Origin of the sequence: Stenotrophomonas sp. CASM106, assembly GCF_049384825.1 — a bacterium.
Classification (GTDB): domain Bacteria; phylum Pseudomonadota; class Gammaproteobacteria; order Xanthomonadales; family Xanthomonadaceae; genus Stenotrophomonas; species Stenotrophomonas muris.
In genome coordinates this window covers 249,522-271,509 of the sequence record NZ_JBMRFS010000004.1, presented here as the reverse complement: position 1 = coordinate 271,509, position 21,988 = coordinate 249,522, and the positions used below count along the sequence as shown (strand labels likewise).

General features: G+C 63.0%; 20 protein-coding genes, 1 tRNA gene and 2 pseudogenes. 4 read left to right on the top strand and 19 right to left on the bottom strand.

Annotation, left to right across the window (positions count from 1 at the left end; all coding sequences use genetic code 11):
* Position 1: 1 nt before the first annotated feature.
* The 3 genes from VG556_RS11745 to VG556_RS11735 all read right to left on the bottom strand — a co-directional run bounded on the left by VG556_RS11745 (position 2) and on the right by VG556_RS11735 (position 3,829).
* The gene (locus VG556_RS11745) at positions 2-1,402 is read right to left on the bottom strand and encodes a TPM domain-containing protein (protein WP_049408869.1); all 1,401 of its coding nucleotides are present in this window, start codon (positions 1,400-1,402) and stop codon (positions 2-4) included.
* Positions 1,403-1,404: 2 nt separating this feature from the next.
* Positions 1,405-3,243, bottom strand: coding sequence for a M3 family metallopeptidase (locus VG556_RS11740; protein WP_049408870.1), 1,839 nt, complete (start codon positions 3,241-3,243; stop codon positions 1,405-1,407).
* Between the two features lie 73 nt (positions 3,244-3,316).
* Entirely contained in the window at positions 3,317-3,829 is a 513-nt protein-coding gene (locus VG556_RS11735) for a hypothetical protein (RefSeq protein ID WP_032958753.1), read from the bottom strand.
* 82 nt (positions 3,830-3,911) lie between these two features.
* On the opposite strand from VG556_RS11735, the gene VG556_RS11730 reads away from it, so the two are divergent.
* Positions 3,912-4,538: a YiiX/YebB-like N1pC/P60 family cysteine hydrolase gene (locus VG556_RS11730; RefSeq protein WP_049408871.1), complete on the top strand. Its 627-nt coding sequence runs from the start codon at positions 3,912-3,914 to the stop codon at positions 4,536-4,538.
* Positions 4,539-4,592: 54 nt separating this feature from the next.
* Here VG556_RS11730 and VG556_RS11725 read toward each other — a convergent pair whose 3' ends face one another.
* The 3 genes from VG556_RS11725 to ubiA all read right to left on the bottom strand — a co-directional run bounded on the left by VG556_RS11725 (position 4,593) and on the right by ubiA (position 7,827).
* Positions 4,593-4,757, bottom strand: a complete 165-nt coding sequence (locus VG556_RS11725; RefSeq protein ID WP_005414774.1) for a hypothetical protein — start codon at positions 4,755-4,757, stop codon at positions 4,593-4,595.
* Positions 4,758-5,030: 273 nt separating this feature from the next.
* Positions 5,031-6,455: a short-chain fatty acid transporter gene (locus VG556_RS11720; protein ID WP_014038818.1), complete on the bottom strand. Its 1,425-nt coding sequence runs from the start codon at positions 6,453-6,455 to the stop codon at positions 5,031-5,033.
* Positions 6,456-6,933: 478 nt separating this feature from the next.
* Complete coding sequence (gene ubiA, locus VG556_RS11715) at positions 6,934-7,827, bottom strand: 4-hydroxybenzoate octaprenyltransferase (RefSeq protein WP_014648747.1); 894 nt, start codon at positions 7,825-7,827, stop codon at positions 6,934-6,936.
* A 149-nt stretch (positions 7,828-7,976) separates the two neighbouring features.
* Here ubiA and VG556_RS11710 point away from each other — a divergent pair.
* The 3 genes from VG556_RS11710 to VG556_RS11700 all read left to right on the top strand — a co-directional run bounded on the left by VG556_RS11710 (position 7,977) and on the right by VG556_RS11700 (position 11,210).
* Positions 7,977-8,053, top strand: a tRNA-Arg gene (locus tag VG556_RS11710).
* A gap of 72 nt (positions 8,054-8,125) precedes the next feature.
* Positions 8,126-9,250: a helix-turn-helix domain-containing protein gene (locus VG556_RS11705; protein ID WP_069117967.1), complete on the top strand. Its 1,125-nt coding sequence runs from the start codon at positions 8,126-8,128 to the stop codon at positions 9,248-9,250.
* 82 nt (positions 9,251-9,332) lie between these two features.
* Positions 9,333-11,210 (top strand): aspartyl protease family protein, encoded by a 1,878-nt coding sequence (locus VG556_RS11700; protein WP_111144162.1) that lies wholly within the window; start codon positions 9,333-9,335, stop codon positions 11,208-11,210.
* Between the two features lie 77 nt (positions 11,211-11,287).
* Here VG556_RS11700 and VG556_RS11695 read toward each other — a convergent pair whose 3' ends face one another.
* From VG556_RS11695 to VG556_RS11635, 13 genes and pseudogenes are all read right to left on the bottom strand, one after another.
* The gene (locus VG556_RS11695; protein ID WP_100450744.1) at positions 11,288-11,746 is read right to left on the bottom strand and encodes a hypothetical protein; all 459 of its coding nucleotides are present in this window, start codon (positions 11,744-11,746) and stop codon (positions 11,288-11,290) included.
* A 170-nt stretch (positions 11,747-11,916) separates the two neighbouring features.
* Positions 11,917-12,366 carry an adhesin gene (locus VG556_RS11690; RefSeq protein WP_100450745.1) on the bottom strand — a complete coding sequence of 150 codons (450 nt, stop codon included), beginning with the start codon at positions 12,364-12,366 and terminating at the stop codon, positions 11,917-11,919.
* A complete protein-coding gene (locus tag VG556_RS11685; protein WP_100450746.1) occupies positions 12,363-12,797 on the bottom strand; it encodes a hypothetical protein in 435 nt (144 codons plus the stop codon). Before VG556_RS11685 ends, VG556_RS11690 begins: the two co-directional genes overlap by 4 nt.
* A 956-nt stretch (positions 12,798-13,753) precedes the next feature.
* Positions 13,754-14,350: a hypothetical protein gene (locus VG556_RS11680; protein ID WP_238381492.1), complete on the bottom strand. Its 597-nt coding sequence runs from the start codon at positions 14,348-14,350 to the stop codon at positions 13,754-13,756.
* Positions 14,351-14,365: 15 nt separating this feature from the next.
* Positions 14,366-14,785 (bottom strand): hypothetical protein, encoded by a 420-nt coding sequence (locus tag VG556_RS11675; protein ID WP_100450747.1) that lies wholly within the window; start codon positions 14,783-14,785, stop codon positions 14,366-14,368.
* 28 nt (positions 14,786-14,813) lie between these two features.
* A complete protein-coding gene (locus tag VG556_RS11670; protein ID WP_100450748.1) occupies positions 14,814-15,203 on the bottom strand; it encodes an ankyrin repeat domain-containing protein in 390 nt (129 codons plus the stop codon).
* 139 nt (positions 15,204-15,342) lie between these two features.
* Complete coding sequence (locus VG556_RS11665) at positions 15,343-15,708, bottom strand: hypothetical protein (protein ID WP_100450749.1); 366 nt, start codon at positions 15,706-15,708, stop codon at positions 15,343-15,345.
* A gap of 773 nt (positions 15,709-16,481) precedes the next feature.
* Positions 16,482-16,778, bottom strand: a pseudogene (locus VG556_RS11660) (hypothetical protein); the annotation flags it as partial.
* 673 nt (positions 16,779-17,451) lie between these two features.
* Positions 17,452-17,829 carry a DUF6869 domain-containing protein gene (locus VG556_RS11655; RefSeq protein WP_134967363.1) on the bottom strand — a complete coding sequence of 126 codons (378 nt, stop codon included), beginning with the start codon at positions 17,827-17,829 and terminating at the stop codon, positions 17,452-17,454.
* Between the two features lie 262 nt (positions 17,830-18,091).
* A complete protein-coding gene (locus VG556_RS11650) occupies positions 18,092-18,547 on the bottom strand; it encodes a hypothetical protein (protein WP_049420889.1) in 456 nt (151 codons plus the stop codon).
* A 52-nt stretch (positions 18,548-18,599) separates the two neighbouring features.
* Positions 18,600-19,167, bottom strand: a pseudogene (locus VG556_RS11645) (RHS repeat protein); the annotation flags it as partial.
* Positions 19,168-19,729: 562 nt separating this feature from the next.
* On the bottom strand, positions 19,730-20,266 hold the full coding sequence (locus VG556_RS11640; protein ID WP_238381502.1) for a hypothetical protein: 537 nt from the start codon (positions 20,264-20,266) through the stop codon (positions 19,730-19,732).
* Between the two features lie 316 nt (positions 20,267-20,582).
* Entirely contained in the window at positions 20,583-21,938 is a 1,356-nt protein-coding gene (locus tag VG556_RS11635; RefSeq protein ID WP_100450927.1) for a Gfo/Idh/MocA family protein, read from the bottom strand.
* Positions 21,939-21,988: the final 50 nt, after the last annotated feature.

Below are 21,988 nucleotides of genomic sequence, written 5' to 3'. Positions count from 1 at the left end.
ACTACCAGCTGCCCGACGCACCACCTCCGCCGCTGCGGCCGCCGCCTCCGGACCAGCTGCTGGAGCTGCTCGCAGACGAACTTGACGACGGGGTGCTGGACGCACTGCGGTGGCCGACGGATGATCTGCGGCTGCCGCGTGCCTTCTCACCGGGCAGCATGGTGAAAATCCAGGCGAAGTACAGCACGACCGTGCCGGCACTCCACCCGATCGTCGCGGCAAGGCGTGCCACCGGGTCGGCGCGATCAATGGCCAGCAGTGCGAAGAGCACGTAGCCAGCGGTCAGCAGCAAGAGCACTGCGAACCTCACCCCGAAGCTGCTGCGGTCCTTGTGCCAGCGCGCGCGGCACGCCTGCACGAGGAAGAACAGCAGCATGGCTACGATGCCTGCCGCCAGGTCCAGCAACGTGTGCAGGGCCAGACTGGGCGGCAACTGGCCACGCAGCAGCATCACCACCAAGAACCCCGAACTGACCCCGAGCATGCCGAGCAGCACCACGCGCACACCTCGGCTGCGGCGCCAGCACCAGCCAAGCAGGCTCGCCACCGGTACGCACAACGCCAATACGATGCAGACCGCTGCCAATGCCTGGCGTGGCGCCCACATAGCCGCCGACAGCAGACCCGCGGCTACCACAGCCGTCACCAGCAGCGGGCGACCCCAGGCCGGCAATCGCTTCGGGCGCGCCTGCGGCGTGGTGACCTCGCGTGGCGCTCCACGCTGGCGCTCGCGGTGCCTGCGTGCGAGGTCGTCCGGCATCCTGGCCGCGGGCGCCGAGGGCGGTGAGCGCCACAGACCCGCAAGGAAGCCGGCCAGCAGCGTCAGTGCAACCACGGAATCCGCGCTGCGCCAATCGGCCGGCAACACGTTGCGCATCGCTGGCGCTTCCCAGGCCGGCAGGTCCTCGCCATCGATCAGCGCGACCACGACCTTCGTTCCATCCAGCAGGCCCTGGTCAAGGTCGCCATCGCGGAAACGCGGCACGATCGCCTTGTCGATGATGCGGGCGGCATAGGCATCTGGAATCGCGCCCTCCAGACCGTAACCGGTCTGGATGCGTACCCGGCGGTCCTGCACGGCCACGAGCAGCAGCACGCCATCGTCAACGCCTTCGCGGCCCAGCTGCCACTGGTCGAACACCCGCTGTGCGTAGGCCTCGATGCCCTCGTCGCCAGCATGGTCGACCACCAGCACCTGCAGCTGCGCGCCGGTGCGTGCCTGCAACTTGAAGGCCTGCGTGCGCAGTATGTCGCGGGTATCCGCCGAAAGTGCGTTGGCGGCGTCCACCACCGGGTCATCCAGCGCAGGGACCGCAGCACCGGCCATCACCACCATCGGCAACAGGCACAACAGCATCAACAGCCATGCCGTGGCCCGGGTGCACGTCGTCCTGCGCAGCATCTTCACGTGCCCTGCCCTGCCTCGATCCGCGCATGCAGCGCCTGCAGCTGCGCGGCCGCCTGATTGAACACCTGCATATCGGCATCGACCAGCGCCGGCCAGTCGGGCGCGTGCCCCAGCAACTGCGCCACCTGCTCGGTCGGCGCACGATCAAAGCCTTCGCCCAGCACCGCGAGATAGCGTTCACGGAACCCTGCCGGGTCGCGTTGATCCTGCACGAACAGCTGCACGGCCAGCAGCCCTGCATAGAGGTAGTTCACCAGATAGTTGGGGTCGTCATACATCAGGCGCTTGCCGATCCAGCCGTTGCGCAGCTGCGGATAGCGCTCCGGGTCCTGCCCGAAGCGCGCCAGCACCCGGCCGGTCAACGCGTCCAGGTCATCGGCGGTACCCAGCGTGTTGTCCGCCACGCCCTCGTAGATCGACTGCTCCAGCTGCGCCTCTTCGGAAGACGTGAACAGCTGCAGCACCATATCGTCCAGCAGTGACTTCAGGTAATAGGCCTTGGCCCGCGGGTCCTCTGCCTGCTGGTACAGCTGGTCGCGGAAGCGCAGTTCGTTGTAGATGGCGAAGGCCTCGGTCAGCCACTGGCTGCCATTGCGCTGCAGCGGCGAGGCATGGCCGCGCTGCATCCACTCACCGTGCATGGCATGACCGGCCTCATGGGCGATCTCGACATCGCTTTCCAGATCACCACGGCGCACGCCAACGAACAGCATTGCCGGCACGCCGGGAGCGCTTACCGAGAACGCGTCCTGGCTGCGGTCACCACGTTCGGTGGCCAGATCCATGCGCCGGTTGGCCGGATCGAGCAGCGCACGCAGCTCACTGACGTATGCCGGCCCCAGGTGCTGCATGGCATCGGCGGCATTGTCGCGCAGCTGCGCCAGCGTCAGTACCGGCGGCATATAGCCGGCATCGGGCAACGTGGTATCCCAGAGCTGCGGCGCATCGATGCCTGAACGCGCGGCGTGGCGCAGCAGCATGTCCTGGTAGGCGCGACGGTCCCGTGCATGGCGTTCGATCGCCTGCAGCGTAGCATCCACCGCCGATGCATCCAGGCCCATGCGCTGGTAGCCCCGCGCCGGTGCAGAACCATCGCCCTGCAGGCGCGCGGCGGCATCGTTCACCTGCACCAGGCCCAGCAGCACCGAGGCCATCGGCTCGCGGCGCGAGTGCAGGCCCTGCCAATAACCCTTCCAGCCCGCTTCCCGCAACGCGCGGTCCTGCTGCTGGGCCAGTGCCTGCTTGTCGTGCCCGGTGTCCCAGTGCCGACCATCACGCTCGATCTGCGGGTACTCGGCACTGCGCAGGATCTGCCCACGCAGCCGTGCGAAACTGTCCAGCGCCGGATCGGCCAGGGCCTCCACGGCCTCATCCAGTGCGGTACTGGCCGGTGCTGCAGCGTCCTTCAGCGCACGCGCGCGCAGGAAGGCATACGGTGCGGCCCACGCCGCGTCTGCGGGCGCTTCGCGCAGCGCCGCGCGGCCGGTGTGGGCGATGCGGCTGCACAGCCCCATCATCTGGTCCAGCGCCTGCGTCGGGCGATGGTCACGGGCATTGCGTGCGGCCTGCAGATGCAGATAGCTGTGATGACGCAGGCACTGCGCCTGCAGTGCCTCGGCCTGATGGAAGCGTTGCGCAGGTGCAAGCGCGGAAGCCTGCTGCAGGGCCTCGACACGCTTGCCCAGCTCGCCGCGCGCGGCCTGTTCGGCTGCCGCACTGGCGAAGTAGGCGCTATCGTCGGCCGGCAGCGACTGCGCCTGGACGCCGGTGAAGGGTGCCATTGCCAGCATGACAGTCATGGTGGCGGTGATGGTGCACATCCTGCGAGCCTGCATCGGCGTCTCCCTGCCTGGATCAGGCTCCGAGCCTAGCAGCCCCCGCCCGGCCGCGCCTGTGCCGGGACAGGCATCAGATCGACTCATCCTCGCGCTTGACCAGCGTCCAGCAGGGCGACTGCGCGAAGGTGTAGGTCTGCTGGTCGCTGCTGTCCGGCGTGCGGATCTGTACCTGTCGTTGCCCATCGGCCAGCGTGCTGACCTGCATCTCGCGGCCCTGCCCGGCCAACGCGGCGGGATCGGGCATCACCGGCCACTCGACATCGGCCAGCGCCAGGCGGCTTTCCACCTTGCGCGGTTCCGGCTCGGCCTCGGCATCGATGTAGCTGTCCAGCAGCGGATCGGCGGTGGCTTTTTCCTGCAGCGCGATCTCGTTGCCGAAGTGCTTCAGGAACGCATCGAACTGCGAGTAGGGGCATTCACCGCTGGCAGGCACCGGTGCGGGCTGGACCGCTGCCGCCGTGGACGACGGCGCGGGATGTGCAGGCGCCACTTCCGTGGGCGTCACCTGGGGCTCGGGCGTGCAGGCAACCAGGGCCACGCCACAGGCAAGCATCAGCACGGCAGCGGAACGGTTTCGACGCATGGGCTCATCCTGAATCCGGTTGGGTCGTCCCATGCTACCGCGCGCCCTACAATTCCGGCATTCCGCCTGACCGAGACTCTCCATGCGTCGCCTCCTGCTCATGATCGGCCTGCTGTTGCCCGCCCTGTGGCCAGCGCTGGCGATGGCCGTCGATGTCCACGAAGGCGATCTGCTGTTCGTCACCGCCGGCCGCAGCGGCCTCAGTGCGGCCATCGACGATGCCACCGGCAAGCAGGGCGCGCCCAGCTTCGATCATGTGGCCCTGGTCGCTGTGGCGCCAAACGGCTGGGAGGTACTGCATGCGGACGAGAAGGGATCGCGTCGGCAATCGCTGGTCGAGTTCCGCCAGGACGCCCGGGCCAAGCAGCGGCAGATCGTGGTCTATCGCCTGCGGGCACCGCAGCAGGCGGCGATCAAGGATGCGGTCGCCACCGCGCGCATGATGCTGGGCAAGCCGTACAACACGTCGTATGTGTTGAACGAGGACAGCTACTACTGTTCCGACTTCATCGAGCGTGCGTTCCGTGCGCACCATGTGTTCGCGCTGCAGCCGATGAACTTCCGCAATCCGCAGACCGGGCAGATCGCCCAGCACTGGGTCGATCTGTACCGCGGCATGGGCATGGAGGTGCCGCAGGATCAGCCCGGCACCAATCCCAATGACATGTCGGCCGCGCCGGTGCTGCAACGCATCGGCGTGCTGGAATAAGCGAAGCCCCGCGCGCGGCGGGGCTTCGGGGGTTGCCCAGGGTGGGTACCGACGTCACTCTTCCTCGTCCTGCCCACCTTGCTGCTGATTGCGCTGGTTGCGCTGCTGCTGTTCCTGCTGTTGTTGCTGCTGCTGGTCGCGGCCACGGCCCTGCTGCTGATCCTGCTGGTTCTGCTGGCCCTGCTGCTTCTGGTTCGGGTTCTGGTTCTGCTGTGCCATGTCCGATCTCCAAAGCCACGCGCGGAATGCGGTGGACGGGGCCATCGTCTGCAGCGAAGAGTTAATCGCGCGTTGGCGGACGGCTACACCTGTGTGTACGCGCGTGAATGAACGCGCGAAAGCCCTTGCGGCACAAGCCGCTGAAGGATTCATGCGGGTTCCGCATGTCCTCATGCCATCCCCAGCGTTGCTCGTATTCATGGCGCTCGCAGCCGGAAACACGCGCTGAACGAGGCTGGTTTCCCGGCGCATGCAGGGAAGCCAGCTCTGCATTCATGGCATCACCGGTGGCACATACGCCAGGGTCATGCCCAGCAGCCACAGCAGGCCCAGCACCAGCGGGATGTGCACCAGCAGCTGGATGAAGGTGAAGCCCACGATGTCGCGTGCCTTCAGGCCCAGCACGCCCAGCAGCGGCAGCATCCAGAACGGGTTGATCAGGTTGGGCAGGGCTTCGGCCGCGTTGTAGACCTGCACCGCCCAGCCCAGGTGCGCCTTCAGTTCGTTGGCGGCCTGCATCACGTACGGCGCCTCGATGATCCACTTGCCGCCACCGGACGGCACGAAGAAGCCCAGCACGGCCGAATAGACGCCCATCACCAGCGCGAACGAATCGGTGCTGGCCACGTGCACGAACAGGCTCGACAGCCGGTGCGCCAGGGTCTGCCCGTCACCGCCAGCGGCGTGGGTGAGGATCATCGCGATGCCGCCGTACAGCGGGAACTGGATCAGCACGCCGGTGGTACTCGGCACCGCCTTGGCCACCGCGTTGAGGAAGCTGCGCGGGCGCCAGTGCAGCAGCAGGCCCAACGAGATGAACAGGAAGTTGTAGGTATTGAGGTTGGCGATGGCGGTGATCACCGGCTTGTTGGCGAACTCGTTGAACAGCCAGCCGAACGCCAGCAGCGAGAGCAGCACGGTCAGCAGCGGGCTGTATTCCAGCCATTCGCCCGGGCGCGTGCGTCGCTGCAGCGGTTCCGGCTCGGCCTGTGCAGCACCGGGGAACTCCTCGGCGGTACGCGCACTACCCGCCGCGGGTGCCGTCAGCCAGGCGATCAGCAGCGAGACCAGGATCAGCACCGAGGTCAGCGCGATCGACTGCCACAGGAAGATGGTTTCGGTGAACGGCAGCACGCCGGTGATCTCCACCAGCCCCGGCGGCATGCTGGCCGGGTTGGCCTGCAGCTGTGCGGCCGAGGAACTGAGCCCCATTGCCCACACCGCACCCAGGCCGAGGTACGCCGAAGCACCGGCGGCGCGGTAGTCCATGCGCAGTTCGGTACGACGGGCCAGCGCACGCACCAGCAGGCCACCGAACACCAGCGAGAACCCCCAGCTGAGCAGCGAGGCGAGCATGCTGACCAGGCCCACGTACACCACCGCACCGCGGCCGGTACGCGGCACCCGGGCCAGGAAGTCGATGAAGCGCGCGACCACCGGCGCCGTCGCCACGGCGTAGCCACCGATGACCACGAAGGCCATCTGCATGGTGAAGGGAATCAGGCTCCAGAAGCCGTCACCGAAGGCGCTGGCGGTGGCCTGCGGGGTCGAGCCGAAGCCCATCGCGGCCAGCGCGACGATGACCACGCCCAGCACCGCGAACACATACGCGTCGGGGAACCACTTTTCCGCCCAGGCGGCCGAACGCAGCGCTGCGCGCGCCATCCAGCCGTCCTGTACTGCTGCCGTAGAGGCCATCGCCTACCCTCCCAGGTTCGATGGCCCGATTCTGGGCGGTGGGGTGCGGGCTGTCAGCCACCTATTGGTCGTAGGCGGCACAGAACGGTAGTGCCGGCAGCTGGCCGGCAATTTCCTAATCGGGATGGTCGTGCAGCCGGCCAGCGGCCGGCTCTACCAGATCCAGGCATCATCGCAGGTGGTGGAAGGCGGTGGTGCCGGCCGCTGGCCGGCAACCTCGGGATCGCGCACGGGTGCAGCCGGCCAGCGGCCGGCTCTACCAGATCCAAGCATCATTGCAGGTGGTGGAAGGCGGTAGTGCCGGCCGCTGGCCGGCCACTTCGGGATCGCGCACGGGTGCAGCCGGCCAGCGGCCGGCTCTACCAGATCCAGGCATCATCGCAGGTGGTGGAAGGCGGTAGTGCCGGCCGCTGGCCGGCAACCTCGGGATCGCGCACGGGCGCAGCCGGCCAGCGGCCGGCTCTACCAGGCCTTGGGATCAACGCAGCGCCAGGTCCGCGGCGATGCCGGCAAACAGCGCGGCACCCACCCAGTTGTTGTGCAGGAACGCCTTGAAGCACGGGCCGCGTTCGCGGTTGCGGCAGATCCAGAACTCGTACACCACCAGCGCGGTGGCCACGGCCACGCCGGCCAGGTAGTACCCGCCCAGCCCGCCACGCACGCCGACCAGCGCCATCGTGGCCAGGAACAGTGCGTACAGCACGCCCTGGATGACCAGGTCGAGATCACCGAACAGGATCGCGGTGGAGTGCGAGCCCATCTTCAGGTCGTCCTCGCGGTCGACCATGGCGTACCAGGTGTCGTAGGCGGTGGACCACAGGATGTTGCCGGCATACAGCAGCCAGCCCAGCATCGGCACCTCGCCCTGCACGGCGGCGAACGCCATCGGGATGCCCCAGCCGAACGACATGCCCAGGTAGACCTGCGGCAGATGGGTGTAGCGCTTCAGGTACGGATAGCTGGCAGCCAGGAACACGCCGATGAAGCTCAGGCCGATGGTCAGCCCGTTCAGGGTCAGCACCAGGCCGAACGCCACCAGCATCAGTACGGCGAACAGCGCCAGCGCGGCGCGGCCGCTGATCGCACCGGTGGCCAGCGGGCGCGCCTTGGTCCGCTCCACATGCGGGTCGAGCCAGCGGTCGGCGTAGTCGTTGATGACGCAACCGGCCGAGCGGGTCAGCCACACGCCGGCGGTGAACACGAACAGCGTCCACAGCGGCGGCAGGCCGCCCGCGGCCAGCCACAACGCCCACCAGGTGGGCCACAGCAGCAGCAGCGTGCCGATCGGGCGATCAGCGCGCATCAGACTCCAGTAATGCCGCCAACGCGGCGTCGCCGGCGACTGCGGCGAAGTGAGGGGGGTATCAGCCATGGCGATAGGATACTCCTGCCCCTCCGGCAGGGCTTTGCCGGTGGGGGGAGATTTGTTCGGCGAAACTGGATAGAATGCCGGTCCCGCACCGCTTCATGGCGCTGCGATGCCCGCCCCGGCACTGGCCGACGGCGCGGCGGTTCTACAACGCGCCCGTAGCTCAGCCGGATAGAGTAGTGGCTTCCGAAGCCATTGGTCGGGGGTTCGAATCCCTCCGGGCGCGCCATTTTTCCCTGTGTTGCCTGCACGCCGCCAGCCCGCGCTGGACGTTGCCACGTGCTTCATCAACACTGCGCGCATGACGCCACCGGATCTGCTGAAGCTGGCCGCGGGTGCTGCGATTCTCGGCCTGGCCACCTTGTCCACCGGCGTGAGCGTCGGTCGCACATCGCGTGGGAACCCGCTGCTCACCGCATTCCTCGCCTGTTTCGCCGCCGCCAATCTGTTCGGATTGGTGCTGCTGGGTGGCCAGGCCTGGCTCTCGCCCGACGCCGTGCGCTGGCTGCGGGTCATCGAAGTGCCTCTGGTCTATCTGCTCGGTCCACTGCTGTATGGCCATGCGCGTGCGCTGCTGACACCCGCGCAGGCCGCTGCAACACCCTTGCCGCTCGCGCATCTGCTGCCGGCTGGCCTCGCGTTCGCCATTTCCCTGTTGAACGCACTCGCGCCTTTCGAGGCCTCACCGCTGGGCGATGTGCTGTTCCAGCTCAGTTTCCACGGCTGGCTGTTGCAGGGTGCTCCCTACCTGCTGGCCGCGCTGTGGCTCTCGCTGCGTGCGCCGCCCGCCCCGCCCGGAGCCGCCATCCAACGCAGCGGACTGCGCGGGCTGGCGATCGTGATGGCGGGATGCTGGCTTGCCAGCGCAATGAACCGGTGGCCGCCGGACGCTGCTCCACTGCTGGCCAGCATCGGGCTCAGCCTGCTGACCACCATGGGCATGTACCTGCTGGCGTGCCGGGTCGTACGCCAGCAGCTGCGCGTACGTGCGAGCACTGCGGCACCCATCATGGTGGACATGACCGCGTCCGCCGAGGATACGACCCACGCACGCTACGAACGCTCGGGCATCGACGCAGCACAATGCGCGGCCATCGCCAGCGCGCTGACCGCATTGATGCAGGACGAACGCCTGCATGAAGCGCCCGGGCTGGATCTTCAGACCCTCAGCCAGCGCAGCGGCTGGTCACCCAACCAGGTCTCGCAGGCGCTCAACCAAGGGGTGGGCCAGAGCTTCTCCGAGTTCGTGAACAGCTTCCGCGTCGCTGCCGCGAGGGCGTGCCTGTCCGATCCGTCCGACCTCCGCAGCGTGCTGGACATCGGCCTTGCCGCCGGCTTCGGCAGCAAATCGACCTTCAACAGCGCGTTCAAGCGCGCCACCGGACAGACGCCGAGCGAGTACCGCCGCCTCACCGCGTCCAACTGAACGTCCAATCCTTCACGCCCGGTCGAATATCCCCGGTCCGTGCGCTGCCATCACCTCCTGATCCAACGAAGGAGGTGAGGCGATGCGTTTGCGATGGATGCTAGGTGGCCTGCTGTGGATGCTGGCGGTTCCGGCACACGCCGCGGGGGTGGATGCTGCCGATGTGCTGGCCAAGGCCCGCGTAGCCAGTGGTGGCGAGCAGTGGCTGTCGGTACAGCGTCTGCAGGCGGTGGGCGAGCAGTCGGTGGGCGGCCTGCACGGGCGCTGGCAGCTCAACCAGGACCTGCGTGCCGGGCGCTATGCCGAACAGGCGCAACTGGGAGACTTCACCGTCGCGCAGGGCTTTGATGGGCAACTGTCCTGGCGGCGCGACTATGGCGGCGAGGTCGGCCTGCTGGATGGCACCGTGCCACGTCGGACCGCGCGCACGCAGTCGTGGCTGGCGACCCGTGCCTATTGGTCCAACGCCTATCCGACCACGCACTTTGCCGCGCCCCGCACCGAGGCTCTGGATGGCCGGCGCTATACCGTCCTGGCCACGAAGCCGGAGGGCGCCGACCCGATCGAGCTCTGGTTCGATAGGGGCAGCGGCCTGCTCGGCCGCGTGGTCATTGCATCCGCTCGCACACCCACCGCCACCGCACTGGAGGACTACCGGGCGGTCGAAGGCCTGTTGCTGCCCCATCGCATCATCACCGACACCCTCGATGCCCGGGGCCGTGCTGATCCGCGACTGCGCAGCGATGTACAGGTGCAGCGCTACCAGGTGGATGGCCCGGTAACAGACACCGTGTATGCACCGCCAATGATGGCCCATGACAGCTATATCGAGGATGCCAGCGGCACCACCCGCATTCCGTTCGACCTGATCAACAACCATGTCTACATCGAGGCCGAAGTGGACGGGCAGCCGGCGCGATTCCTGGTGGATACGGGCGCCATCAATCTGCTGACACCGACCGCCGCCAAGCGCCTGGGGCTGACCACCACGGGCCGCCTGAGCGTGCATGGTGCCGGCGACAACGCCAGCGACCTGGGCCTGGCGCAGGCCCGCCACCTGCGCATCGGTGGCGCGCACCTTGCAAACCCGGTGTTCCACATCATCGACCTCGGCCAGCAGATCAACTCGATGGGCGTGCCACACGATGGCTTCATCGGCTACGAGACCTTCCTGCGCTTCGTCACCACCTTCGACTATGGCGCGCGCGTGCTCAGCTTCACCCGACCGGGCCACTACCAGCCGCCCGCCAACGCGGTGGTGCTGCCGTTCGAACAGGACGACCGCGCACCGGTACTGAATGGCGAGCTGGACGGCACTCCGCTGCGGTTGTGGCTGGACACCGGCTCACGCAACTCGCTGAGCCTGAGCAGCCCGTTCGTGCGTACCCATGGTCTGTTGGAGAAGTACCACGCCAGTGAGGAGGCGGTGCTTGGATGGGGCCTGGGTGGCCCGGGGCGGGCGCGACCGGCCCGGCTCGGTGTGCTGCGCATGGGCTACATCAAGGTCACCGGCCTGGTCGGTGATCTGTCCAGCACCGACAAGGGTGCACTGGCCCTGGCCGACTATGGCGCGATTCTCGGTGGCGGCGTGCTGCGGCGCTTCTCCATGGGCATCGACTACGACGCCAAGCGCCTTTATCTGGTGCCCAACGCTGAAAGCACGCAGGCCGATGCCTTCGACCGCAGTGGGCTGTGGCTTCAGGCCGAGGACTCTGCACTGCGTGTGGCCGATGTGGCGCCGACCAGCGCTGGTGCGCGCGCGGGGCTGCGAAGGGATGATCGCATCGTCATGATTTCAGGCGAGCCGATTGCCACGCGGAAGCTGGCGGACTGGCGTGCGCTGCTGCGTGAGCGCCCGGTTGGGACGCGCGTGGGCATCCGTTATCTGCGCGATGGCCGGCAGGTGGATACCGAGCTGGTACTGGCGGACCGGGTGGCTGCGGGATGGCGTGCCGATTGAGTCAGCACTGGCGCTATCCCTGCGGAGCACCCGCCACTCACGTGGCGGATGCTCACGCACCACAAAGGCAGTTCCAACTATTTGTCTCTTAAGAAGTTCCTCGGCCGAGCACCAAGTCTGATGATTTTTCGTGCTGCACCAAGGTAGAAGTCACTGAATACAAATGAGAAGGCAGCAGCTGTATAGAAGACAAGTAGTGCCCCAGGAATGGGAATCGCGCGAACGAAGCTATCGCATTCGAGGTTGCGGGCGACCAGCAACCCAATCATGAACATCTCGGCCAGGAAAGCCATAGCGAATGCGAATCGCACTCGCCCAACCTCAACCGACAGAATTCCCCTCCCCGCCAGTTCGAACTTGGAATACACAAGCAGCACCAGCAATGCGAAAAAAAGAGCAAACATGACTGCTGGAGAGTACCCAACGACTGGACAGCCCATATTCATCATGGACGCAATCAGCGCGCAGCAGATCGCCAACGCTCCAACTGCAGCTGCGCCCTTCATGCACCTTATGAAAATCAGTTCGCGGGACATTGGCATTTGCTGTAGTTTGACCTCAGATACCGAGCTGGTGCTGGCGGGCCGCGTGGCTGCGGGATGGCGTGCCGATTGAGATCGCGCAGACCGCTGTGGGGCACCCGCTGCGCATGCAGTGGGTGCCGCTGAGCGGGGGTGACCGAGAATCTCGCACAGCGGCGGCAACGTCAGGGAATGAATGACGCGGTGCGATGTTCGCAACCGGCTGCATCCCGTACCACGATGGAGTACTCCGTGTCCGCACTGGATTGGCCGGGCAGGAACACGCCATCACCATCGAACAAAACGCTCTGCTGTTCACCCTGCCCGATCGACAGCCCGATCGCTCCCGGTGTGATTTCCTCAAGGATCACGTTGTAAGGTCGCCAGGCATCCTCGCCTTTACGCCTCATCTCTGCGCGAGCGGTCCTTGAGTTCAACCTGCGTCTCTCATCCACCCACAGCTGAAGCGGTTGATCAGCGTTGTGGGTGATCTGGAAGCGCCCGTAGGTCAGTCCGTCGACTCTCTCGGTGCCGACGTAGGTGAAATGGGCCGGTGGACACTTCGTGGTGCGGTTCGGATGCGCCGCACAGGATGTCAGTGCAACCACGAGGCAAAAGGCAGTCAGGCGCTTCATGGGTTCGAGGCCTGATGTGGGTTGTTGTCGCGGCGGCATGCGACGGTGAGGGCAACCAGCACTACGCCCCAGAGCGGCGTGAGCAGCACGACGCTCATCACCATCAGCGAAACCGGTACCTGCCAGAGCAGCGATGGCCTGAATCCGCTGAATCTATAGGCTTCCAGTACAAGCACCACGACCTGGGCCAGAAGGCCCGCGAGCAGCCCCAAGCCAGCCCCCTCGGCAAGCCGCCTGATCGTCAGGCGGCCAGCGGCGGGAACCCGTGCGCCAATTCCCAGCAACAGAAGGCTGACGGCATACAGCCAGAAGAAAACCTGATGTGAGTCGAAGGCGTAAAGCGCCCTGCCCACAAAGTGCAGGAACAGCCAGAGTGCTCCACACGACACCGCGTAGGCCAGCCCGTACCGAAGAATCTGCCTGGCTTTCATCTTGTACCTCTCCGAGGGCGTGCAGACCGATCGCGTTCTTTTGTGGAGGAGTGCGGGAGCTCATGCACCTTGCCTCCCGCTTGGCGCCCTACTCGCGCAACGCATCGCGCAGCGCTCGAGAGTACCTGCCTGCCTCCAGCGTTCGCAGCTGGGCCAGTGGAATCCGATACCTCCTGAACAATGCGGCCAGTTCTCTTGCAAGCCCCTGGAGCGGAGCGCGTCGAACAATATTGATGAGACCTTTTCCAAGGTATCCAAATTCATCTTCATACCAGACGCCGAATTCGAGTTTCTTAAGGCCAGGCTGGCACTGAGAAGAAGATTGCGACTGCCGGCCCACAGCGGGCATCTGCGCCCCCCAACAGTGGAGGTCATACGGAGAATATCTGAAAATCACTATCTGCATATTTCCCGCGCCCTGCCGAGAACTGCCGCGCTTGCCCGTCCGACTTCGAGCTTCCGTATCAATCCAGCACATTCAGGCCGATCCCCAGTTTTCGCTCCATAGATCACGGGCTCACCCTTCCTATCTACTCCGTCCAAATAGAGCACTGCGCAATCACCAGCGATCGTACCAATGCGCACCGCACGAACCTTCTCGATACTGGCGTCTGGACCGGCTGCACCCTCGCACATCCCACCATAGTACGCACTACTCAGTTCCGCGTAGATGGGTTTCAGCTGCAGCTCCCCTAAGCGGTCATTCTCGCATGCGCTCAGGGCGAGCACACAGACGGACGCGACAGACAAAGCGCACAGGAAGAAGCCTTTGGCATCGAGAGAACTCTTGAGCAACCCCGATTTCCTTTGACTGTTTTCCATTACCTCCCCAGAACGATCTGCTCGAACGCATTGGTCGCGCTGCGCCGATCTCCCTTGCGGTTGCCGAGCGCGCCATTGGTCGCACACCTGGCGTCATCCGCCAGGCAGTAGGCGGAGCTCGGCGCTTCAGCGCACTATAGCGCCGCCGAGCATCGACCGAATACGTTGGCGGGCTTCTCCCGAAGGCTCACGGCAACCACCCGTTGCTTCTGCTCACCGCAGCCCCCCATCACCCCATACATGATGAGAAGTCCCTTGTCGTTGACGTAGCCGATGAACTTGCCCCTACTTTCATCCGAAGCGGCCCTGACGAGATAGACGCTCTCCCCGGCCGCTGGCTTCAGGTCACTCAACGGCATTGGACCGATCTTCCCTTCAACCTCTGATGCCGATACCACGACCAGCGAATGCTCCAACATCCACTCCGCAATGGCTGCTTCACTATCAGGATCAAGTATGGAAATGCGGTCAAGCGGCAGAGTCGTTGAATTGCCAGGGAAAATCGCACCGGACGAAACATCTACCCAGTCCGACTTCCATTCCGTCTGTTGAAACTGGTGAATGCTGCAGCCCCCTAGCATTGGCAAGAGCAGCACCGCTGCACGCAAGATGGCAGCCTTAGGCATAGACAGGACAGCCCCAGAATGGGCCGGCCAAATGTCAATTACCATCTGCAACCCGTTCTGCAATACGATCCAGGAACTGTACCTCGTGCCGAGATGGTATGTCATTTCTTGACTTCCCTATCACGGGCTGGCGCTTGGCGTGTCGCTACTCTGCTCCGGGTTTGCGGCAGCGTGCGTAGTCGAAGCACCCGGCCTGCGCGCATAGCTGTAATCGGGATCTTGGCAGGCGCGCACGATCGGACTTCGTACGTGCCTGATCACGCCGGGGAACCAGCACAGCACCAGCACTACCAGACAGATCATTCCCAGCCGTGCCCATTCACCCGCGACACCGGCCCCGACCAGCGGCAATGCCGCCACCAGGATGATGACCTGTGCGTACAGAAGATAGAACGTGTACGTGCCCAACCGCGGGTCTGAACGAAGCTCGACGTGACACCCCCGGCAGGACGTCTTCGCTTGACGCTTTCCAGCAGATCGCAGCGGAAAGCGCTGCCCGCTAGCGCCACAAAGTGGGCAGATGAAGGTCATCAGGCGCATCGGTAGAACCTCTTTTCAGAAGTTTCCATCACCAGGCTCCATCTGCGGTGTCGATCATACGCACCGCATCATCAAACCTCGGGTCCTGGCACATCATTTCCAGTGGTGTCCGATCAAGCTCATTCCCTGCGTGCGGGTCTGCACCACACCAGAGGAGATAGGCCGCTGCCGCGACGCTGCCATGTGCCACCGCACTTGCCAGCGCCGTCAGATCAAGATCACCACGCACATCGATGTTGGTCACGAAGGGCATCAATGCGCTGAGGAGGGCCAAATCGTTGTAATAGGCCACCACATGCAGGGGCGTGTCCTCATAGGCCCCTTGGGTCTCCGGACAAGTCAGCACCGTATCGCCGAAGTCAGTGTCGACACTGAGCCGGGAAAGCAGTTCGCGGAGTACAGGATCGATGATGTTCATCGGGCTGCACGCACGGTAGAGCCCATTGCGTTGGCCCGATGGTGATCCGTCCTGTAATCCATCTCTCTGTCAGCTCCCTGTCGACCTACAAGCCAGGCGGTGCGTGCGTCTTGGAGCGATGCATTCGACAGATCAAGAATCATGATTTGACAGGAATCAACCGGCCTTCCCAAGTGCCCTCTACTAGAAGTGCAATCTCTGCGCCGACAGAGGCCTCAATGAAGACCAAGGTGTCACCATCGACAATTTCCCGGGCAGCCACTGGGTCTAGACCAAGGAGGAAGCAACACCGCTGGAATTCAAAGGAATCATCCTTTCGATGGAAGACCTTAAGATCGAGCACGACATTCTGGCTAGAGAAACCATCAATGCTCGCCTTCCTGACTCGACCAAAGACCAAATCATAGGATCCCTGCACAGAGTCATCAAACAGAGAAACAGTCACTCCGGACACCGGATCAAGACGAATTCCGGTCATCTTGAAATCATGGATAGTGATACCCATCGGCTCATCTCCTTGGCCAATCACTTGACGGATCCATACGTCGCGCGTGAACTTCCAGGTGGAATCTATTGATTGGATTTTACGTTCTTAAGAACAATTGCCACAAACATGCCGCAGATCAGGAGCGAACCCAGCGCCAGAGGCAACATTACAAAATAATCGCCCCTCTCAAGGTGACCAATCGCATACACCTTCAATGCGAGATAGGACGATGACCTCAGAAAAATTAGCGAAAAAAACACCAAACCGAGCCAATTCAGTATTCTATTGCGCATATGCATATCATCTCAATTATCTGCAATTGCACCCAGACCCACCCCTAACATCCTTCACCACCTTCATGGCATCCTTGTCAGTAGCTACGCGTTGCAGCAGTTCTGGTGTGACCTGAAGGCAACTGCTCAATGTGAAGCCGAATGACAACAGCTCTCCCGCATTCGCGCCAAATACCACAGCAATCCCCCGCCGCCTCGGTGTAGGTGGATTCTCTTCCCTTTCCATCCTGTGCGGTTTGTATCGCTGACACTCCATCGTACGCCGTTGCCACACCATTCACCATTACCAGAAATCCGGGGATTGCAACTTCGGGCTGCAGAGACAAAACACCGGCAATGGTGACTCCTGCGCCATTCACAGCTTCCAAGCCTCCAAAGGTGAGGCCTGCCACACCGAACGTTATGCTTAGGTAGTCAACGCACTCGTCGCAGGGACACATACCAAGTTGATCTACCAAAGACGACGGGACGCCACCTGCGTATCCGAAAGTGCTGATCTAGCTCCGGTATACCGGGGCCCGGCACATTGATCAACGCCACCGGGTAGTTGTCCAGCCAGATGGCCTGCCGTTGCGCTTGGCCCGTGCCCGAATGGTTCCCCAGCCAATACCCAGCCTCGTCGTACAACGTGATCTGTGCTGCGCCACTAGCCTGAGTACACAGTACGCGTCACCGCGGTGGTTGTAGCTGCCGGTGCTGGTGGTATTGCCCACTGCGTCATGGTTGCGCGCTTCGCCATCCACCGCAGTCACGATGGCCGGTTGCGGGACCGCTCCGAGGTGCGCTGCCATCACTGTGTCTTCCCAACCTGGCTGGGGTACGCCCTGGCCCACATCCAACTAGGTAATTCACGCAGTGGCAGCTCCTGTTTCGCCACAGTCTCCAGCTTGATGATCTCAGTTTCGCCTCGTTTAGTTAACTCTAGTCCGCGCTCCTCGCGGTTTCCGGGCAGCATGACCTCGGGTTTACTGCTGCCCTTAGCTCCCGTATTCCATCCCGCACATATCCTATGTGACCCAGATGGCAAACCTTCAGCACGTAACGAGTCTTGTCCGGATAGACATATCCAACAACCGGAACCGGAGTAGTACTTGTACCAATTACGGCACCCCCCTCTGCCGAATCATAGACTTCGATCACGTCCTCCGGCACAACTTCCCTGCCCTTGCGATCGCAAGAGGTGATAGTGAAGACTGAGCAGATAAAAATAATAGGAATAAATTTCATCATCTTTGCCCGCGCTGAATGGTTGAGTCATCAGACATCCACCAAAGCAGGTGGTTTATTGATTCCGGAAGATTCATTTTCGCGGGCTGAAGCTCCTTGCCAATCTCCCGCATGCACTTCCGCAACGGCCTCCCGCATTTATTACTTATTGCACTGCACTCCCCCTGCGGCCTCGCGGGCCATGCCGATAGCGAAGCTGCCAAGCGTAGTCATAAGGCGTTCGAGCGTTACCCATGGCAGCCTAACCTGATGTGGCAGCACGTTGTACCCGCCGCCACACCTCATCCGACATCGAGTTCTTCCACGTCTGAGCGAGGAGATCCCGAAGAGACGGGTCGTGTTTTGCCAAGCGTTCAACCCTCTCGATCTCGGTTTCGCCGTGGGCAACCAGGTAGTCCTCCAAAGGTCCGGCAGCAAGATTGGAAAGTAGGTGCGCATCTACATCCATCCGCCTGACAGCCTCAATGAATTTCCAACCTTCGCCAGGATCTCGCTGGATGATGTCATCAACTTCATCCAGCCCGCCTGTGAGCGGATCCCGCTCAATCGCATCGATTGCGAGCCGATTAAAATTGACCCAAGCTTCAGCTATTTTTTCCACGCGCTCTTTATCAAACATTATGTATATCTCAAATTGGTTGAGCCATAGTCACCCATTGCCAAGCCTCATTGCTATAACCTGCACAGCGCTTTGCTGCAGAATCAGCAAGCAATCGCCTCAACCGCGCCTGCTTGTTTTGAAGTTGCTGCACATGCCCATCTATTGACATACGACCGGTAGCCGGAAGCCCACGCCCATCCTCTGCGCACCATGTGAGCCTGGGGACTTAGTGCGTAGCTGGACGTTGCTAGCCCTCAATCGGCAAGGGACCTCTCTCTCCCTATCGTTTACTACCGCATCGTTGAGCTGCTATGCGGGCCGCTTGCTCAAGTTCAGAGTCCGCGCCTCTCACCCCCTTCAACGCGGCACTCTTGAGCCATGCGTATGCCTCACTTGATGACGCGCAGTCCTTCTTGTCCTTCAACATGAAGAACACGTTGTACTGTGCAATCGGGTGCCCCAGTGCTGCGGCATAGACAAGCCACATGTGGGAGCTGCCAGCCGTGCCTCTGCCCTCAAAGTGGCGTGAGATTCGAAACGCTGCCTCAGCGTCGCCCGCGTCTGCGCGGCCAGTCAACGCAAGTAGCTGCTTATCATCAAGCTCAGCGCCACTATCCGTCGCGATCGAGCCGTCAAGCTCAACCACCGGCCTTTCCGGCTGAGGGGGCACCTGCGCATTTACATACCCTGCACCCACCAGATACAGGAGAAGACCAGTCTTCTTGAACATGCTCATTTGACCCCACCCTCCTTCATGAAATTCACCCACTCTCCAGGATTGCTTTTTATCCGTCTTGGGTCTGGGTCAGGCGACCCAGCGCGTCATAGGCGTACTTGGCCAGCGCCGTCGAGCCTGTGCCGTTCTTCAGCTCGGTGATCGAACCGACGGGATCATAGCCATAGCCCAGCGACAGGCCACCGGCGGCCGGGTCATGCACCGCCTGCGGGCAATAATCCAGATCCAGCGGACGCTGCAGCTGGCGGCCGTTGCCATATGTCCAGCCAGTGGCCGGACCGAAGGCCGCGTAGGTCACGTTGTTCCCCACGAACTGGCGCGCCTGGCCGGGCCGGGTCAGGCCGATCTGGCTGATGCGGCCCTGGGTATCGCGCACGTAGTCGGCCACGCTGCCACCCGGGTAGGTCAGCGCGGCCAGGCGGCCCGCCTTGCTGTAGGCATAGCGCAGCGTGCTGGCAACGCCGTTGACGGTCTGCACCTTGCGGGTGACCTGGCCGAAGCGGTCGTGGCAGTACTGGGTGCAGCCACTGGCGTGCAGCACCTGCCCCAGACGCCCCTTGGCGAAGCCGCTTGTCTGCGGCCCAGGCAGCGGGTGCTACGTCACAGCTATAGCCCATATCCGGAGGATTCGACAGGCAAGCGCATCGCAGCTGTGGAAGGAGATCACGACACGGGCGCGCTGGCCTAAAGCCCTCACACTCGCTCCCGCGACCGACGACCTCGCAAGATCTATGACGCCTTCGCTTGCCGGAGACGGAGCAGGCCGACAGACCCGATTTTCCACATGGCAAAAGCTATGCAAATAGAGAAAGCGACAAACGCCAAGCCCGTAAATCCATAGTCTCGGCCTCCATCAGCAAGATCAATCAGCACAAAAGCAAGGATTACTAAATTCACGGCAACTCCAAGGCAAGCAACTAGCCTGAGTACCCAGAAGAACATGATGTAGTAAGCCCGAAGGAATCGATTGTATTTATTCATCTCAAGGACACCCGCACCCATTTCCAGTCGGCGTAGCTATCTGCCCAGAAACTGTGTAACCAGATCCCGACATGACGCCAAACCCAACTCCAGGCAGCGGAGGAACAGAAAGGGATCCACCACCCACCTTATCTCTTCCCATATCGTCCAGTGAGAACAGGCGACGAAACCACGCCCAATTATCACCGTCCTTATTGCCCTTCATAAGATTATCTGAACCTTGAATGGAGCCGCCAATCGATGGCCCCCAACCGCCCGCCATTTCAGAGTATCGATAGACGCCCCAAGATTTCTTTGGCAGCGGCCCTGAGCTCTTCGAAGCATTGGCTGACGTCCCTGCGCCAAGATACGCCCCACCGCCCGCGGGTCGCTGACGCGGGTAGCGAGGATCACGCTACGAATCTGATCTTCGGAGGAGTACTCCTGCCCTGAGTGGATGTAGACCCAGTCGGTAGTAACGATCTTCTCGGGTCTCACCCGGTAATCGTAGATGACCTTCTTTCCAAGGACGCGTTGGCGTTTGACATGCCAATTGAAGGGTTTGTCCTTTTCGTACTGGGAAAAGAGCGACTTGATGTCCTTCTGCACCGCCGCTTCGGTGGCTCGCGGCTGGCCCATCGACAGGTAGCTCTCCCACTTCTTCTGCACCTCCTGCGCCTGCGCAGCCCAAGGAGCCAAGCTCCCCAGCGCGATCATCGCCAGTGCGGCACACGAAATGGTCTTCAGTCGTTCCAACATCCCTGTTCTCCTTCCTGGACGAACGCAGCACCGGCAGGAACGAGAACGTGGGGCTAATGCCTCGCCACGTCATGCTTCGGATCGTCCCTGGTCCGGAATGCGGCCTGACCGCACGGTGAACGTTATCTCCGATGTGGTTTACACATTCAAGTCAGAAACTGTGGAGTGGGTCGGATTTCAGAGTTTTCTGATAAAGCGAGCGACCGACCGAACAAGCAGCCGGGCGTGGGCTCGGCTCTACAAGACGAATGCTTCCAGAAACAGAAACACCGGGCAGTGCCCGGCGTCTCCGTCACAGCGTGGAAGGGTGTAAACCTCAATACTTCCCGTCGAACGCGAAGATCGGCTTGCGCGTCTTCCACGCACCAGCAGTAAAGTCGGGGAACTCCAGCGTCTGGAAACCGTTGGCGATCGACTGCTCACTCAGTGGTGTGATCGCACTCCAGGTCACCGCATCGTAGATGTCGATCGGCATCGGTGCCTTGGCCTTCAGCGCTTCAACAAATGCATGGATGACGAACCAGTCCATGCCGCCGTGGCCGGCGCTGGCAGCGGTGTCGGCATTCTGCTTCCACAGCGGGTGCTCGTACTGGTCCTGGTACTTCTTGAACTCTTCCCACTGGTGCGGCGGGCTGCGGCCTTCGATGTGGATCGAATGGTTCACGTCCATCCACAGGCCGTTGGTGCCCTGCACGCGGAAGCCCATCGAGTACGGGCGCGGCAGCGAGGTGTCGTGCTGCAGCAGGATGGTTTCGCCGTTCTCGCACGCCAGCGTGGTGGTCACGATGTCGCCGAGCTTGAACTTTACCTGGGTGCTGGGGTGGGTGGTGCCGCCACTCTTGGCCACGGTGTATTCGTGCAGGCCGCGTGCCTTGGTCGCGAAGGCATTGATGTGGGTGAAGCGGTTGCCACGGTTGATGCCGGTGTACATCGCGCACGGGCCGATGCCGTGGCTGGGATACAGCTCGCCGTTGCGCTGCACCGAATGCTCGGTGCGCCAGCGTGCTTCGCTCCAGCCCTTGGGCCCGAATTCCACGCCGCTGTCGTAGGGCTGGTTCGGGTCACCGGAATTGAACTTCACGCCGCGCAGGTCGTGCTGGTAGCCGGCCTGCAGATGCACCAGCTCGCCGAACAGCCCCTGGCGCACCATCTGCAATGCCGCCATCACGTCGCGGCGATAGCAGACGTTTTCCAGCAGCATGTACGGGGTACCGGTGCTCAGTTGCGTCTTCAGCACGTCCCAGTGGTCCTGCAGGGTGATGCCAGCCACCACTTCGCAGCCGACGGCCACACCGGCCTGCATCGCGGCAATCGCCATCGGTGCGTGGTATTCCCACGGCGTGGCGATGATCACGCCATCGATGCCCTTCTGTTCCAGAAGTCGCTTCCAGGCGTTGGTGTCGCGGTCCTGGCCATAGGTCTTCGGCGCGGGCTTGCCGGCCTTCGCCACCATCTCTGTGGCACGGCCGAGCATGATCGGCTCGATATCGCAGACGGCAACCACTTCGACGTCGTCGCGACGCACCAGTTCCTTCAGCAGCACCAGCCCGCGCATGCCGGTGCCGATCATGGCCAGGCGCACCTTGCGCCCGCGTGCCCAGGCGGGGGTCTGCGGCAGCAGGCTGCTGGCGGCGACAGCGGCGCTGGCCGCGATGAATTCCCTACGCTTCATGGCAAACATCTCTCCTCTTGGCAGCGTGCCGGCCGCAGCCGGCACGCCAG

Bases quoted from the DNA above. Each gene is read 5' to 3' on its own strand.
- VG556_RS11745 (WP_049408869.1), bottom strand. From the start codon at position 1,402: ATGCTGCGCAGGACGACGTGCACCCGGGCCACGGCATGGCTGTTGATG.
- VG556_RS11740 (WP_049408870.1), bottom strand. From the start codon at position 3,243: ATGCAGGCTCGCAGGATGTGCACCATCACCGCCACCATGACTGTCATG.
- VG556_RS11735 (WP_032958753.1), bottom strand. From the start codon at position 3,829: ATGCGTCGAAACCGTTCCGCTGCCGTGCTGATGCTTGCCTGTGGCGTG.
- VG556_RS11730 (WP_049408871.1), top strand. From the start codon at position 3,912: ATGCGTCGCCTCCTGCTCATGATCGGCCTGCTGTTGCCCGCCCTGTGG.
- VG556_RS11725 (WP_005414774.1), bottom strand. From the start codon at position 4,757: ATGGCACAGCAGAACCAGAACCCGAACCAGAAGCAGCAGGGCCAGCAG.
- VG556_RS11720 (WP_014038818.1), bottom strand. From the start codon at position 6,455: ATGGCCTCTACGGCAGCAGTACAGGACGGCTGGATGGCGCGCGCAGCG.
- ubiA (WP_014648747.1), bottom strand. From the start codon at position 7,827: ATGGCTGATACCCCCCTCACTTCGCCGCAGTCGCCGGCGACGCCGCGT.
- VG556_RS11705 (WP_069117967.1), top strand. From the start codon at position 8,126: ATGACGCCACCGGATCTGCTGAAGCTGGCCGCGGGTGCTGCGATTCTC.
- VG556_RS11700 (WP_111144162.1), top strand. From the start codon at position 9,333: ATGCGTTTGCGATGGATGCTAGGTGGCCTGCTGTGGATGCTGGCGGTT.
- VG556_RS11695 (WP_100450744.1), bottom strand. From the start codon at position 11,746: ATGTCCCGCGAACTGATTTTCATAAGGTGCATGAAGGGCGCAGCTGCA.
- VG556_RS11690 (WP_100450745.1), bottom strand. From the start codon at position 12,366: ATGAAGCGCCTGACTGCCTTTTGCCTCGTGGTTGCACTGACATCCTGT.
- VG556_RS11685 (WP_100450746.1), bottom strand. From the start codon at position 12,797: ATGAAAGCCAGGCAGATTCTTCGGTACGGGCTGGCCTACGCGGTGTCG.
- VG556_RS11680 (WP_238381492.1), bottom strand. From the start codon at position 14,350: ATGACATACCATCTCGGCACGAGGTACAGTTCCTGGATCGTATTGCAG.
- VG556_RS11675 (WP_100450747.1), bottom strand. From the start codon at position 14,785: ATGCGCCTGATGACCTTCATCTGCCCACTTTGTGGCGCTAGCGGGCAG.
- VG556_RS11670 (WP_100450748.1), bottom strand. From the start codon at position 15,203: ATGAACATCATCGATCCTGTACTCCGCGAACTGCTTTCCCGGCTCAGT.
- VG556_RS11665 (WP_100450749.1), bottom strand. From the start codon at position 15,708: ATGGGTATCACTATCCATGATTTCAAGATGACCGGAATTCGTCTTGAT.
- VG556_RS11655 (WP_134967363.1), bottom strand. From the start codon at position 17,829: ATGTTTGATAAAGAGCGCGTGGAAAAAATAGCTGAAGCTTGGGTCAAT.
- VG556_RS11650 (WP_049420889.1), bottom strand. From the start codon at position 18,547: ATGAGCATGTTCAAGAAGACTGGTCTTCTCCTGTATCTGGTGGGTGCA.
- VG556_RS11640 (WP_238381502.1), bottom strand. From the start codon at position 20,266: ATGTTGGAACGACTGAAGACCATTTCGTGTGCCGCACTGGCGATGATC.
- VG556_RS11635 (WP_100450927.1), bottom strand. From the start codon at position 21,938: ATGAAGCGTAGGGAATTCATCGCGGCCAGCGCCGCTGTCGCCGCCAGC.